At 68.5% G+C, this 13,671-nt stretch carries 12 protein-coding genes; 8 read left to right on the top strand and 4 right to left on the bottom strand.

Annotated elements, in window-relative coordinates; genetic code table 11:
• Positions 1 to 90 precede the first annotated feature (90 nt).
• Positions 91 to 2,058 (top strand): potassium transporter Kup, encoded by a 1,968-nt coding sequence (locus tag AC1RJ9_RS03695; RefSeq protein WP_492834594.1) that lies wholly within the window; start codon positions 91 to 93, stop codon positions 2,056 to 2,058.
• 9 nt (positions 2,059 to 2,067) lie between these two features.
• On the opposite strand, the gene AC1RJ9_RS03690 is transcribed toward AC1RJ9_RS03695, so the two are convergent.
• A complete protein-coding gene (locus AC1RJ9_RS03690; protein WP_492834596.1) occupies positions 2,068 to 3,003 on the bottom strand; it encodes a Gfo/Idh/MocA family protein in 936 nt (311 codons plus the stop codon).
• A gap of 115 nt (positions 3,004 to 3,118) precedes the next feature.
• On the opposite strand from AC1RJ9_RS03690, the gene AC1RJ9_RS03685 reads away from it, so the two are divergent.
• The 4 genes from AC1RJ9_RS03685 (at position 3,119) to AC1RJ9_RS03670 (ending at position 8,440) form a co-directional block, all read left to right on the top strand.
• Complete coding sequence (locus AC1RJ9_RS03685) at positions 3,119 to 4,144, top strand: NADP-dependent oxidoreductase (protein WP_492834598.1); 1,026 nt, start codon at positions 3,119 to 3,121, stop codon at positions 4,142 to 4,144.
• Positions 4,145 to 4,197: 53 nt separating this feature from the next.
• Positions 4,198 to 5,049 (top strand): 3-deoxy-8-phosphooctulonate synthase, encoded by an 852-nt coding sequence (gene kdsA / locus AC1RJ9_RS03680; RefSeq protein ID WP_492834600.1) that lies wholly within the window; start codon positions 4,198 to 4,200, stop codon positions 5,047 to 5,049.
• Positions 5,050 to 5,418: 369 nt separating this feature from the next.
• The gene (gene mdoH / locus AC1RJ9_RS03675) at positions 5,419 to 7,410 is read left to right on the top strand and encodes a glucans biosynthesis glucosyltransferase MdoH (protein WP_492834602.1); all 1,992 of its coding nucleotides are present in this window, start codon (positions 5,419 to 5,421) and stop codon (positions 7,408 to 7,410) included.
• Positions 7,411 to 7,543: 133 nt separating this feature from the next.
• A complete protein-coding gene (locus AC1RJ9_RS03670) occupies positions 7,544 to 8,440 on the top strand; it encodes a cobalamin biosynthesis protein CbiG (protein ID WP_492834604.1) in 897 nt (298 codons plus the stop codon).
• A gap of 121 nt (positions 8,441 to 8,561) precedes the next feature.
• Here the strand turns inward: AC1RJ9_RS03670 and AC1RJ9_RS03665 are convergent, their stop codons facing one another.
• Positions 8,562 to 9,956, bottom strand: coding sequence for an MATE family efflux transporter (locus AC1RJ9_RS03665; protein ID WP_492834606.1), 1,395 nt, complete (start codon positions 9,954 to 9,956; stop codon positions 8,562 to 8,564).
• A gap of 148 nt (positions 9,957 to 10,104) precedes the next feature.
• Between AC1RJ9_RS03665 and AC1RJ9_RS03660 the strand changes: the two genes are divergently transcribed.
• From AC1RJ9_RS03660 to AC1RJ9_RS03650, 3 genes are all read left to right on the top strand, one after another.
• Positions 10,105 to 11,124 carry an SDR family oxidoreductase gene (locus tag AC1RJ9_RS03660; protein ID WP_492834608.1) on the top strand — a complete coding sequence of 340 codons (1,020 nt, stop codon included), beginning with the start codon at positions 10,105 to 10,107 and terminating at the stop codon, positions 11,122 to 11,124.
• A 148-nt stretch (positions 11,125 to 11,272) separates the two neighbouring features.
• The gene (locus AC1RJ9_RS03655) at positions 11,273 to 11,659 is read left to right on the top strand and encodes a VOC family protein (RefSeq protein WP_492834610.1); all 387 of its coding nucleotides are present in this window, start codon (positions 11,273 to 11,275) and stop codon (positions 11,657 to 11,659) included.
• A 133-nt stretch (positions 11,660 to 11,792) separates the two neighbouring features.
• Entirely contained in the window at positions 11,793 to 12,734 is a 942-nt protein-coding gene (locus AC1RJ9_RS03650; RefSeq protein WP_492834612.1) for a ThuA domain-containing protein, read from the top strand.
• On the opposite strand, the gene AC1RJ9_RS03645 is transcribed toward AC1RJ9_RS03650, so the two are convergent.
• Together AC1RJ9_RS03645 and AC1RJ9_RS03640 are read right to left on the bottom strand one after the other, a co-directional pair.
• A complete protein-coding gene (locus AC1RJ9_RS03645; RefSeq protein ID WP_492834614.1) occupies positions 12,723 to 13,286 on the bottom strand; it encodes a DUF2239 family protein in 564 nt (187 codons plus the stop codon). The two genes, AC1RJ9_RS03650 and AC1RJ9_RS03645, sit on opposite strands and share 12 nt — an antisense overlap.
• Positions 13,286 to 13,621 (bottom strand): GIY-YIG nuclease family protein, encoded by a 336-nt coding sequence (locus AC1RJ9_RS03640; protein WP_492834616.1) that lies wholly within the window; start codon positions 13,619 to 13,621, stop codon positions 13,286 to 13,288. The genes AC1RJ9_RS03645 and AC1RJ9_RS03640 overlap by 1 nt, the downstream gene beginning before the upstream one ends.
• Positions 13,622 to 13,671: the final 50 nt, after the last annotated feature.

Here is a 13,671-nt window from a genome sequence, read left to right as displayed (position 1 = left end):
GATCCGTCGAATTTCGATTGCTGCGACGCGGCGACGCGCGTAAATCGCCGCCGCCGGCCGTGAGCTGGCGCTTTGGAGCTTCGAGCTTGCATGGCGGGTAAAGACCCCCTCGCCGCGTCCGACTCTGCCACCCCGACAACTCAAGCTCCCAACCACGGCCACGCGGCGTCGCGTTTCTGGCCGTTGGCGCTGGGCAGCGTGGGCGTCGTGTTCGGCGACATCGGCACCAGCCCCCTCTATGCCTTCCGCGACGCGCTGGAGGAGGCCGCCCGCGACGGCCTGGTGCGACCCGAGATCATGGGCGTGCTGTCCCTGGCCCTGTGGGCGCTGATCCTGGTCGTGACGGTCAAGTACGTCCTGTTCCTGATGCGCGCCTCCAACAAGGGCGAAGGCGGCGTGCTGTCGCTGATGGCCCTGGCCCAGCAAGGCGCGAAAGGTCGCACGGGCCTGATCTTCGCCCTCGGCGCCATCGGCGCGGCGCTGTTCTACGGCGACGGGGTGATCACCCCGGCCATCTCGGTGCTGTCGGCGGTCGAGGGCCTGAAGTCGGTGCGCGGCTTCTCCGGCTGGTTCGGCGCCCAGGAGGTGATCGTCACCAGCCTGGTGATCCTGACCGCCCTCTTCGCCTTCCAGGCCAAGGGCACGGCCAAGGTGGCCGGCGTCTTCGGTCCGATCATGGTGTGCTGGTTCCTGTGCCTGGGCGCCCTGGGCGTCTGGCACATCAAGGACGATCCCAGCGTGCTGACGGCGATCTCGCCGACCTACGCCATCTATTTCCTGACCCATCACGGACTGACCGGCTTCCTGGTCATGGGCGCGGTGTTCCTGACCGTCACCGGGGCCGAGGCCCTGACCGCCGACATGGGCCATTTCGGCCGTGGCCCGATCCAGATGTCGTGGTTCGGCCTGGCCCTGCCGATGCTGGCCCTGAACTATTTCGGCCAGGCCGCCCTGGCCTCACAGGCCCTGACCGCCGCCGAGGCCGCGGGAACGGCCCTGCCGAACGCCGACTGGTTCTTCCAGCTGGCCCCGCATCAGTGGCGGCTGGCCCTGGTGCTGTTCTCGGGCGTCGCCACGGTCATCGCCAGCCAGGCGGTGATCACGGGCGCCTTCTCGCTGACCCAGCAGGCGATCCAGCTGGGCCTCCTGCCGCGCATGGACATCAAGATCACCTCGACCACCGAGGCCGGCCAGATCTATGTCGCGCCGATCAACTGGCTGCTGTTCGTCGGCGTCGTCCTGGTGGTGCTGTCGTTCCGCTCGTCCAGCGCCCTGTCGCACGCCTACGGCATCTCGGTGACCGGCACGATGGTGGTGACCACCCTGCTGGCCTACATCGTCGTGCGCCACGTCTGGAACTGGAGCCTGCTGGCGGCCCTGGCCCTGATCGTGCCGCTGTTCGCCCTGGACCTGACCTTCTTCGTCGCCAATCTGCTGAAGGTGCTGACGGGCGGCTGGGCGCCCCTGGCCCTGGGCGCGGGCCTGTGCCTGCTGATGTCGATCTTCGTCAGCGCCACCGAGCGCCTGCGCAGGAAGCTCAACAAGGACGGCCTGCCCTTCGCCGACTTCCGCGAGATGATCGCCCGCCGTCCGGCCGCCGCGACGCCGGGCACGGCCGTCTATCTGACCTCGGACCCGGAGACGACGCCGCCGGCCCTGATGCACAGCCTCAAGCACTTCAAGGTCCTGCACGAGCGCAACGTGCTGCTGAAGGTCGTCAACGAGACCACGCCCTATGTGCCTGACGACCAGCGCATCGAGATCAAGACCCTCGACGACCGCTTCTCGCTGGTCACCGTGCGCTACGGCTACATGGAGAGCCCGAACATCCCGCAGGCCCTGGCGGCCTGCCGCAAGCAGGGCCTGAAGTTCGACATCATGAGCACGTCGTTCTTCGTCAGCCGCCGCACGATCGTGCCGTCGGTGGCCGCCGACGCCCTGCCCGCCTGGAAGCGCAAGCTCTTCACTTTCCTGACCCGCAACGCGGCCGACCCCACCACCTTCTTCCACCTGCCGCCGGGACGGGTGGTGGAGCTGGGGGCTCAGGTCAGCCTGTAGCGGGGCGGGTCAGCCCTCGGCCGCCTGCTCCACCGCCAGCGCCAGGTCCAGCGCCCGGGCGGCCTCTTCGCCCGTCACGACCGGACGCGAGGCCTCGCCGCGCACGGCCGCGAGGAAGCCGGCGACCGACAGGCCCAGGGGGTCCTTGCCGGCCGGGGTCTCGGTGAAGTTCTCGATCAGCGGGAACGGGGTGGTGTTGCGGAAGGCGCGGGTGAGGAAGTCGATCTCGACCTCGCCCGACGGGTAGACGACCTTCATGGTCCGCTCGCGGGCCTCGGCGACGCGGGAGCTGTCGAACACGGCGATGAAGCCGTTCTCGAACATCGCCTCGACCTTCACCCAATCGAGCGAGGTCGAGCGGGTGATCCCCCCTTCGCCGTCCACGGTCATGGGCTGGGCCTCGCACAGGGCCAGGGCGAGATCGATGTCGTGGATCATCAGGTCCAGCACCACCGAGACGTCGAGATTGCGGTCCGAAGGCACGCCCCGTCGCACGGCTTCCAGGCGCAGCGGCTGCTCGGGAATGTCCAGCAGGCCCATGGCCTGGAACACCACCCGTTCCTGGTGACCGCAGGCCAGCGGGACCCCGGCCTTGGCGGCGGCGGCGACCATCCGGTCGGCGTCCTCCGGCGTCACGGCCAGGGGCTTTTCACAATAGACCGGCTTGCCCGCTTTCAGCGCCTTCAGCGCCGCTTCGGCGTGGTGGACGGCGGGCGCGGCGACCGTGACCACGTCGACGGCGGCCAGGAAGGCGTCCATGTCGTCGAAGCCCTGGGCGCCCAGCGGCTCGGCCAGCGCCTGAGCGCGCGCCAGGTCGATGTCGAACACGCCGACCAGGGTCACGCCGTCCAGCTCGACGTACTTCTTGGCGTGATAGCCGCCGAACACTCCGGCGCCGACGACGCCCGCCCGGAGGGAAGAGGAAGGAGGCAGAGTCTGGGTCATGGCCCGCTGTCTACTCCGCTTCGGCGACGCTTAGAAGCACTGGAGCCTTCCGTAAGGACGCGCTAAACATCCGTTTAAATTAGCAACGCTCGCCAAGAGCCGCTGGAGGAAGACCATGACCACGTCGCGCGAAATTCGCCTGAAGAGCCGTCCCGTGGGCGTGCCCAAGGTCTCCGACTTCGACCTGGCCACCGTCGAGCTGCCCGCGCCGGGCGACGGCGAGGTCCAGGTCAGGAACCTCTGGATGTCGGTCGATCCCTATATGCGCGGCCGCATGTATGATCGTCCCAGCTATGTGCCGCCGTTCCAGATCGGCCAGGCCCTGCAGGGCGGCGCGATCGGCGAGGTCGTCGTCTCCAACGATCCGGATTTCAAGCCGGGCGATATCGTCAACTCGATGTTCGGCTGGCGCGAGGCGTTCAACGCCAACCCCAAGGCGCTGGCCGCCGCCGGCATGGGCGCGATCACCAAGATCGACACCCACGGCGTGCCGCCGCAGGCCTTCCTCGGCGTGGCCGGCATGCCCGGCCTGACCGCCTATGTCGGCCTGCTGCGCGTCGCGGCGCTGAAAGACGGCGACGTGGTGTTCGTCTCGGCCGCCGCCGGCGCGGTGGGCTCGGTGGTCTGCCAGATCGCCAAGCTGAAGGGCCACACCGTCATCGGCTCGGCGGGCGGCCCGGAGAAGGTCGCGTTCCTGAAGTCCATCGGCGTCGATCACGTCATCGACTACAAGGCCACCCCCGACGTCGTCGCCGAGCTGGCCAAGGTCGCCCCCAAGGGGATCGACGTCTATTTCGAGAACGTCGGCGGCGTCCACCTCGAGGCGGCCATCAACTCGGCCCGCCCGTTCGCCCGCTTCGCCCTGTGCGGGATGATCTCGCAATACAACGAGACCGGTAAGGCCGAAGGTCCGTCCAACATCATCCTGGCCGTCGGCAAGAGCCTGCGGCTGGAAGGCTTCATCGTCTCCAACCATTACGACCTCTATCCGCAGTTCGCCAAGGACATGGGCGAGTGGATCAAGGCCGGGAAAATCACCTGGAAGGAGACCGTCGAAGAGGGCGTCGAGCGCGCGCCGGACGCCTTCATCAAGCTGTTCTCGGGCGAGAACATGGGCAAGATGCTGGTGAAACTGGGCTAGTTCCCGCCCCGCTCCTGGGGGTAGATGTCGCCATCTACTCCCAGGAGATTCCCATGCCCGTCGCCCATCTCAAGCGCTGGAACATCGCGATCGGCGACGGCCAGCCGCTGGCCGTGATCGCGGGCCTGAACGTGCTGGAGAACCTGGACCTGGCGCTGGAGGTCGGCCGCGAACTGAAGGCGGTCACGACCGAGCTGGGCCTGCCCTATATTTTCAAGGCCAGCTTCGACAAGGCCAACCGCTCGTCGATCAAGAGCTATCGCGGTCCGGGCCTGACCGAGGGCCTCAAGATCCTGGCCGAGGTCAAGCGTCAGCTGAACGTACCGATCGCCACCGACCTGCACGAGGTCGAACAGGCCGAACCGGTCGCCGCCGTCGCCGACCTGGTCCAGATCCCCGCCTTCCTGGTGCGCCAGACCGACCTGATCGTCGCCGCCGCCAAGGCCACGGCCGCCCAGCAAGGGATCATGCACGCCAAGAAGGCGCAGTTCATCGCGCCCTGGGACTGCAAGAACATCATCAGCAAGGCCCGCGAGGCCGCGCCGGACCTGGAGATCGTGCTGTGCGAGCGCGGCGCCTCGTTCGGCTACAACAACCTGGTGGTCGACATGCTGGGCATCGCCGAGATGCAGGCCCTGGGCGTGCCGGTCTCGATCGACGCCACCCACGCCGTGCAGCTGCCGGGCGCGGACCCCCGCACGGGCGGCGCCTCGACGGGCGGCCGCCGCTCCGGCGTGCCGATCATCGCCAAGGCCGCGGTGGCGGCCGGCGCCGACGCGGTGTTCCTGGAGTTCCACCCCGATCCGGACAAGGCCCTCTGCGACGGCCCCAGCTGCCTGCCGCTGGACGGCGCGGCGGCGCTGCTGAAGACGCTGAAGGTTCTGCGCGAGGTCGTGCGGGCCTGACCTCGCGGCTCCGTGATCGCCCGTGAGAATCCGGAGCCCAGGGTCCGAAATCCCGCGTGGCGATGCGCCGTTTGGCGGCAAATCGGCGCTCGAAAGCATTCCCGTGAGGCGTTAACGTGATGAGCCGTGTGGCCGAGCTTTCAACCGGATTTTGAATGGCCAAGCTTACATATCGCCATCGGAACGTCTTAAATTCAATGGCTTATTGAAAATCCCCAAACAAGCGAGCATCTCCCATCCAAGCCGTTGAGGATGTTTTTTCTCGCAACTGCGAAATTCGCGTGATTTCCGGTAGCGAATTTGTGATCGAGGTTTTACTCTAAGGGAAGTCGGCGGCTCTCCACGCCGAAACAGCCCGAGTTCCAAGACATGAGCGATCGCTCCAGCCTCTTCGACGTGCGCTCCTCGACGAGCGTGACCCTCGATCAGGTCGTTCGCCGTGAGACGGTGGAAATCCCCGCCGAGGCGCCGCTAGCCATGCCGGTTCAGCCGCTGGGCTTCTGGCAGGGCGGTTCGCGCCGCGCCGCCGCCCTGGTCGCCGACATGACCTTCCGCCGCTGGATCGTGGCGCTGGCGACGATCGCCATGGGCTTCGCCGGCTGGAAGGCCACCTTCGACACCATCGCCCTGGGCGGCGTCACCCGCCTGGAAGGCGTGGTCCTGACCCTGCTGGCCCCGCTGTTCCTGGCCCTGTCGCTATGGTTCTGCACCGCCGTGGCCGGCTTCGTGATCCTGCTGGGCAAGCCCAAGGATCCGCTCGGCATCGACGGCGAGGCCCCGATGCCCAAGCTGCACACGCGCACGGCCATCCTGATGCCGGTGCACAACGAGGACGCCGCCGCCGTCTTCGCCCGCCTGCGCGCCATGGACGCCTCGATCGCCGAGACCGGCATGAGCCGTCACTTCGACATCTTCGTGCTCAGCGACACCCGCGACGCTCAGGTGGCCCTGGCCGAGCAGGCCTGCTTCGCCCGCTTCCGCCGCGAGGCCCACAGCAACGTCTTCTATCGCGTCCGCAAGGAAAACACCGGCCGCAAGGCCGGCAACGTCGCCGACTGGGTGCGCCGCTGGGGCAGCGCCTACGAGCACATGCTGGTGCTGGACGCCGACAGCCTGATGACCGGCGAGGCCATGGTCCGCCTGGCCGACGCCATGGAGCGTCACCCCGGCGCCGGCCTGATCCAGACCATGCCGATGATCATCAACGGCCAGACGATCTTCGCCCGCACCCTGCAGTTCGCCACGCGCCTGTACGGCCGCGTCGCCTGGACGGGCCTGGCCTGGTGGTCGGGGTCGGAGAGCTCCTTCTGGGGCCACAACGCCATCGTCCGCACCCGCGCCTTCGCCGAGACCTGCGGCCTGCCGCATCTCAACGGCCCCAAGCCCTTCGGCGGCGAGGTGATGAGCCATGACGCCCTGGAAAGCGCCCTGCTGCGCCGCGGCGGCTGGAGCGTCCATCTGGCCCCCTATCTGGAAGGCTCGTACGAGGAGAGCCCCTCGAACCTGCTGGACTTCGCCACCCGCGACCGCCGCTGGTGCCGGGGCAACGTCCAGCACGTGCCGCTGGTCGCCCTGCCCGGCCTGCACTGGATGAGCCGCCTGCACCTGGTGATCGGCGTGCTGAGCTACGCCCTGTCGCCGCTGTGGTTCATCGCCCTGACGGCCGGCATTACCTCGCGCGCCCTGATGCCCGAGCTGAAGAAGGCCGCCTTCACCATGGCCGACCTGCAGGCCGCGGCGCACGCCCTGATTGACTGGCGCGAGATCCAGGCCACCGCCTGGGCCATGATCATCACCTTCCTGCTGCTGTTCGGACCCAAGATCATGGGCTCGATCCTGGTCTTCAGCCGCAAGGCCGAGATCAAGGGCTTTGGCGGCAAGCGCCGCGTCGCCGCCGGCCTGGCCGTCGAGATGCTGCTCTCGGCGCTCGTCGCCCCGATGCTGATGTTCACCCAGACCCGCGCCATCGTGGAAATCATGGCCGGCAAGGTCGGCGGCTGGGCCACCCAGCGCCGCGACGCCGACAAGGTCGCCTTCAAGGAGGCCACCGCCGCCATGGGCTGGATCAGCGTCACGGGCCTGGTTCTGGGCGGCGTATTCTGGTTCACGCCGGACCTGTTCACCTCGACCGCCCCGATCCTGCTGGGTCTGGTCCTGGCCGTACCGCTGACCATGCTGGGCGCCCACAAGGTCGCCGGCCTGAAAGTGAAGACCAACGGCCTGTTCATGACCCCGGAGGAGCGCCGTCCGCCGGCCATTGTCCGCGCGGCCCTGGGCAGCGCCTGCGAGCCGCCGATCCGCTGGTTCGCCCGCGACGGTCGCCCGATCGGCCCGACCACCCGGATCCGCGACGCGGCCTGATCCGCCGCTCAAACACCCGAGAGCCTGTCCGAAAGGACAGGCTCTTTTTCTTTTGGGCTTAGCGGCGGGCTGGCCGTGGGGTTCGCGCCGGAGTAGAAGCGCGGCTCCTGTCCTTCCCGGGGAGCCGCGTATCGTGTCGCGTCTGTTCAGCGCCTATGTGATCGTCGACTGGAGCGCCGCGGCCAAGCCGACGACGGGCGCGGACTCCATCTGGATCGGCGTGCTCAAGCGCGACGTGCGCTTCCGCCTCATCTTCGAGAGCTACAACCCCGCCACGCGCGGCGAGGCCGAGACACGCCTGGCCGCCGTCCTGGACGACCTGAAGAAGCGCGGCGAGCGGGCCCTGGTGGGCTTTGACTTCCCGCTGGGCTTCCCGCGCGGGCTTTCCAAGGCGCTCTCGCTGCCGGGCGAAACGCCCTGGCGCGCGGTCTGGGACCAGCTGGCCAAGATGGTCAAGGACAAGGCCGACAATACCAACAACCGTTTCGGCGTCGGCTCGGAGATCAACCGTCGCCTGACCGGCGGCCCCTTCCCGTTCTGGGGCTGCCCGCCCAAGGACGCCCTGACCACCCTGCAGCCCAAGCGCCCGCGCGAGCACGGCGAAGGCGACCTGCCGGAGTTCCGCCATGCCGACGAAGCCGCCAAAGGGGCTCACTCGATCTGGAAGCTCTACTACAACGGCTCGGTCGGCGGTCAGGCGATCATGGGCATCCCGGCCGTGCGCCGCCTGAAGGACGCGCGCGGCGAGGCCGTGCGGGTGTGGCCGTTCGAGACCGGCTTCAAGCCCCTGACCGAGGCCGACCTCGAGGGCGTCGCCGTGGTGGCGGCCGAGGTCTATCCGTCGCTGCTGAAGATCACGGCCACGGCGGGCGAGGTCAAGGACCTGACCCAGGTGCGCACCCTGGCCGAACACTTCGCCAAGCTGGACGAAGCCGGCAAGCTGGGAGCGCTGTTCGACGCGCCGAAGGGCCTCTCCGAGAACGCGCTGGAAGCCGCCTCGACCGAAGAAGGCTGGATCCTCGGGGCCTAAGCCGCCCTAAACTTGTCATCCCGGAAGCCTCGAAGAGGCTGTCCGGGCCCCAGGGGCAACCGCCCTGCCATTGGCCCCTGGGTCCCGGCTCTCCGCTTCGCCGCGGCCGGGATGACAAGAACTATGAGGTCTCCGCCAACCTCCGATCCCGCCAGTCCAGCATCCGGAACCTGAAGAGCAGGAAGCCGGCGGCCAGGAAGCTGGTGATAATAATCGAGATCAGCACCCCGTTCAGGCCCATGCCGCGCGGGATCGCCAGCCACCAGGCCAGCGGGCCCATGACCAGCGCGTAGCTGATCAGGTGGGTCACGGTCGGGATCCACACCTCGCCGCGCGCCCGTAGCGCCTGGGCGGCCACTACCTGCACCGCGTCGGGCGCGAAGAACAGGCAGGCCAACGCCATCGCCGGCAGGATCAGCGTCATGGCCGCCGGGTCGGTGGTGTAGGCCAGCGCCACCCAGTGCTTGGCCGGATAGAGCAGAAGGCCAAACAGCGTCCCGATCACCGCGATAACAGCGAAGGCGATCCAGCCGGCCCGCTTCATGCCTTCCGGGTCGCGCGCGCCATAGGCCCGGCCGACCTGTACGGCGGTGGCCGTCGCCACGCCCAGCGGGACCATGAAGACGATGGCCGAGACGTTCAGCACCACGGTGTAGGCGGCCACGGCAAGGCTGCCGATCCAGCCGCAGATGAGGTTCATGCCGGCGAAGGCCGAGACCTCGAAGAAATTGGACGCCCCGGCGCCGTAGCCAATCTTGCGCTGCTCGATCTCGGCGGCCTTGTTGTGGGCCGGCTTGTCGAAGACGCCCAGTTCGCGGGAGTCCTTCATGCGCAGGACGTAGATCGCCAGGGCGATCGCCAGGGCGGTGCGAGCCACGAAGGTCGACCAGGCGCCGCCGACCGCGCCCATGGCCGGCAGGCCGAAGGTCCCGGGCACGAACAGCAGGTTGGCGGCCAGGTTCACGACATTGGCCAGCCACATCATCACCGCCCCCGGCGTCGGCCGCGCCAGGCCCTCCAGCCAGAAGGTCAGCACCACCGAGATCGCATAGACCGGCAGCGACAGCGAGAAGACGATCAGCGGCGCGGTCGCCCCGTCGGCCAGGCCATCCTTGAGGCCCATGGCGTGCAGGAACAAAGGCCCGAACAGGGCCAGCAGCGCCGCCGAGCCGACGCCCAGCCACGCGCCGTAGCTGAGACCGCGCCGCAGCACCGCGCCGGTCTCGTGTCGGCGGCCGGCGCCGATCGCGCGGGCGGTCATCACCTGCACGCCGACCAGCAGGCCAACAGTGGCGGTCACGAACACCGAGGTCGGGGCCCAGGCCATGGCGTGGAAGCCCAGTTGCCTCGCAGAGAAATGGCCGACGACGATGGCGTCGGTCAGGCCCATGACCATGATGCCCAGGCGCGACAGCACCACCGGCCCCGCCAGGCGGAGCAGTTCGAGCAGGTCTGTCAGGATGGGGCCGCGCGGGCGCTCCGAGAAGAGCGCCGTTCCGGCCGCGTCGCGCGGCATGGTCGTCACCCCAAATCAAAAAGGTGGGTGTCAAAGAAAGGCGCGCAAAGTGGCTCATGCCCGATTTGTGGGCAACCCGCTTTCGGCAAGGCTTGGAACATCGGACGCGGCCAACGGTTCTTCGGGCTCAGCCCTTGAGGAACGCGCCATGGCCGAGACCCAGACCCCCGAGTTCGAGCACACCAGCGAGCAGGTCGCCAAAGCCTATCGCGAGATCCAGGCCCCGCTGGACGCCGAGGAGGAACGTTCCTTCCAGTCCAAGGACGATGCGAAGGACAAAAAGCGTAGCGACGCCATGCAGGCCGGAGCTCGCCCTTACCCCGCTCCGCCGTACCCCGAACAGCACCAGACCAAGCCCGGCGACGAGTCCGCGCTGGATCCTGCCCCGATGTACGACGCCCCGTTCTACAAGGGCTCCGGCAAGCTGGAGGGCAAGGTGGCCCTGATCACCGGCGCCGACAGCGGCATCGGCCGCGCCGTGGCGGTGCTGTTCGCCCGCGAGGGCGCGGACGTCGCCATCGGCTACCTCAATGAGGACGACGACGCCAACCTGACCCGCATGGCCGTCGAGCAGGAAGGCCGCCGCGCCATCCTGCTGCCCGGCGACGTCGCCGACCCGGCCTACGCCAAGGCGGCCGTGGAAAGGACGGTGGCCGCGTTCGGCCGCCTCGACATCCTGGTCAACAACGCCGCTTTCCAGGAGCATGTGCTCGACTTCGAGGACCTGACCGAGGAGCACTTCGACCGCACCCTGCGCACCAACCTCTACGGCTATTTCCACATGGCCAAGGCGGCGGTGAAGCATCTGCCCAATGGCGGCTCGATCATCAACACCGGCTCGGTGACCGGCCTGTTGGGCAACAAGGACCTGCTGGACTACTCGATGACCAAGGGCGGCATCCACGCCTTCACCCGCTCACTGGCCACGCATCTGATCGACAAGGGCGTCCGCGTGAACGCCGTCGCGCCCGGCCCCGTCTGGACCCCGCTGAACCCGGCCGACAAGCTGGGACCCGATGTCGCCCAGTTCGGCGCCAAGACCCCGATGAGGCGGGCCGCCCAGCCGGAAGAGATCGCGCCGGCCTATGTGTTCCTGGCCTCGCCCCAGACGGCCAGTTATATCACCGGCGAGATCCTGCCGATCATCGGCGGTTATGCGGGCGGCTAGGCCTCGCAACCGAACCTCTTCCTTCGACAGGCTCAGGATGAGGTTCTCGTGAACCGCCGTAGCAGCCAGTCCTCATCCTGAGCCTGTCGAAGGAAGAGGACTGCCCCGCCGACCGTGCTATGGCTTGGCTCCCAAAATGGAGTCGCAAATGGCCCGCCGCGTCGCCCTCGTCTCCCTGCTGGTCGCCGACTACGACGAGGCCATCGCCTTCTATGTCGGCAAGCTGGGCTTCACCCTGGTCGAGAACACCGACATGGGCCACGGCAAGCGCTGGGTCGTGGTCTCGCCCGGCAGCGACGGCACGAACTTCCTGCTGGCCCGCGCCACCGGCGACCAGGCCGAGGCGATCGGCCGCCAGGGCGGCGGGCGCGTATGGCTCTTTCTGCACACGGACGACTTCGCCGGCGACCACGCCCGCATGAGCGCCGCCGGCGTCACCTTCCTGGAGGAGCCCCGCCACGAGGCCTACGGCACGGTGGCGGTGTTCGAGGATCTTTCCGGCAATCGCTGGGACCTGTTGCAACCCAAGGACTGAAACGACGATGCGCCGATTGCTGCCTCTGTTCGCGGCGGTCGCCGCGCTCTCTGTCTCGATGGCCGCCCCTATCGCCGTCCACGCGGCGCCGGCCAAGATCCGGGTGCTCTATCTCGATTAGTCTGTCGGGTTCGTGCACAAGCCGGTCACGCGTCCCGCCAACAGCAACGGCCCGACCCAATCCGAGATCGCCCTGGCCGAGATCGGGGCCAGGACCGGCGTTTTCACCGTCGAGTCCACCCAGGACGCCCGCGTGATCACGCCCGAAAAGCTGAAGGAGGTCGACGTCCTGATCTTCTACACGACCGGCGAGTTGCCGATCTCCGCCGAGAACTGGGCCGCCGTGCAGCGGTGGGTCGAGAGCGGCAAGGGCGGCTTCGTGGGCCTGCACAGCGCCACCGACACCCATTGGGACTATAGCGGCCCCGGCCAGACCTATACCGCCTTCATCAACGGCAAGTTCGCCGGCCATCCCTGGACCCAGGGCACGCCGATCACCGTCCAGGCGCTCGGTCAGAAGGCGGGGGGCGGCAAGGACCCCGTCAACACCGCCTGGCCGGCCCGCTTCCCCTATGTCGAGGAGATCTATCAGTACTCGGACTATGACCCAGCCAAGGTCCGCGCCCTGCAGGCGCTGGACTTCACCGACATGGCCCTGAAGCGCCCATGGTTCGTGCCGGTCACCTGGACGCGCCAGATCGGCCAGGGCCGCCTGTTCCACACCAGCCTGGGTCATACGCCCAGCACCTGGAACGACCCGCTCTATCGCGCCCAGATCCTGGACGCCGTGCGCTGGACCGCCCACCGCAAGCCGGGCGCGGCCAAGCCCAATCCGGACGAGCAGGCGCTGTGGGCGCTTCGCTCGCTGCTGGCCTATGACGGTCGTCCCAAGGCGGAGATCGAGGCGCGCCTGACCAGGCTGGCCAAGGCCGATCCGGCCTGGCTGCGCGACGCCGCCGCCCGCACGGCCGCCCTGCGACCGCTGTGGCCAGCCAAGCCCGACAGCGACAAGGCCCCGTTCGACGCCGCCTACAAGGCGGTTCTGGACGAGGTCGTGGCGAAGTCAGGCGGCTAAGAACGCCTCCGCCGCATAGGTCCGCAACTGAGCGGCGATGTCGACCGGCCACGCCTTGATCCGGGCTTCGAAGCCGGCGCCGTCGCCAGCGAACAGGGCCCGCATGGCCTCTTCGAAGTGCGGCAGGTCGCCGCCGATCGCCGAGGCGAAGCGGTAGGCCGCTTCGCGGGCGGCGCGGATGCGGTCTGGCCCCTCGCTGGCCCGCCGCGCGGCCTCGACCAGTTTGCGCAGCGCCACCGAAGCCCCGCCGGGCTGCGCGGCCAGCCAGTCCCAGTGCCGGGGCAGCAGGGTCACCTCGCGCGCCACCACGCCCAGCTTGGGCCGGCCACGGCCGCGCGGGGCCTCCTCCGGCGGCGCGAGACGCGCGGCCAGGGCGTCCGACCCGCCGCTGAGATCGAAGTCCACCGACCGGCCCGTGGGGTCGAAGATCAGCACCCCCGCCTCGCCGATCAGCCTCTGGGCCGCCAGGGCCGCGTCGAGGCGCGAGCCGACCGCCACGCGCGTTTGGCCATGGAACACGACATAGGGCTCTTCGCCCGCGGCGACAGGCATCAGTTCAGCCCCGTGGCGTTCAGCGTCGCGATCCAGTGGGCGCGACGGTCCTTGAGCTTAGAGGCCCGCATGGAGCCCTCCAGGCCCTCGGTGTCCACCGCCTCGACTGCTTCGAACACGAAGGCGTCCGCGCCATGGGCGTTCCAGGCGGCCTGCAGGCTTTTCTCGCGATGCGAGCCCAGCCGCAGCGAGAACCAGACGCCGTTCTGACGGTTGGACAGGTCCGGGGCGACGCCGATCCAGACCTCGCCCGTCGGGACGCAGCGCACGGCGTAGACACCGGCCTCGACCTTGCGTTCCTTGTATTCGCGCAGCAGCGCCTTGCGGTCGGACATGCAATCTTCTCCGGAGGCGAACCGCCTTGCGCGCCTTTTACCCGGATAAA

The organism is Caulobacter sp. GW822-FHT07D08, assembly GCF_058798735.1.
The sequence above is the reverse complement of the archived record's forward strand: the minus strand, read 5'-3'. Positions and strand labels throughout refer to the sequence as shown.

Bases quoted from the DNA above. Each gene is read 5' to 3' on its own strand.
- kdsA (WP_492834600.1), top strand. From the start codon at position 4,198: ATGCCCGTCGCCCATCTCAAGCGCTGGAACATCGCGATCGGCGACGGC.
- AC1RJ9_RS03645 (WP_492834614.1), bottom strand. From the start codon at position 13,286: ATGCCTGTCGCCGCGGGCGAAGAGCCCTATGTCGTGTTCCATGGCCAA.
- AC1RJ9_RS03640 (WP_492834616.1), bottom strand. From the start codon at position 13,621: ATGTCCGACCGCAAGGCGCTGCTGCGCGAATACAAGGAACGCAAGGTC.
- AC1RJ9_RS03695 (WP_492834594.1), top strand. From the start codon at position 91: ATGGCGGGTAAAGACCCCCTCGCCGCGTCCGACTCTGCCACCCCGACA.
- mdoH (WP_492834602.1), top strand. From the start codon at position 5,419: ATGAGCGATCGCTCCAGCCTCTTCGACGTGCGCTCCTCGACGAGCGTG.
- AC1RJ9_RS03655 (WP_492834610.1), top strand. From the start codon at position 11,273: ATGGCCCGCCGCGTCGCCCTCGTCTCCCTGCTGGTCGCCGACTACGAC.
- AC1RJ9_RS03665 (WP_492834606.1), bottom strand. From the start codon at position 9,956: ATGCCGCGCGACGCGGCCGGAACGGCGCTCTTCTCGGAGCGCCCGCGC.
- AC1RJ9_RS03690 (WP_492834596.1), bottom strand. From the start codon at position 3,003: ATGACCCAGACTCTGCCTCCTTCCTCTTCCCTCCGGGCGGGCGTCGTC.
- AC1RJ9_RS03660 (WP_492834608.1), top strand. From the start codon at position 10,105: ATGGCCGAGACCCAGACCCCCGAGTTCGAGCACACCAGCGAGCAGGTC.
- AC1RJ9_RS03685 (WP_492834598.1), top strand. From the start codon at position 3,119: ATGACCACGTCGCGCGAAATTCGCCTGAAGAGCCGTCCCGTGGGCGTG.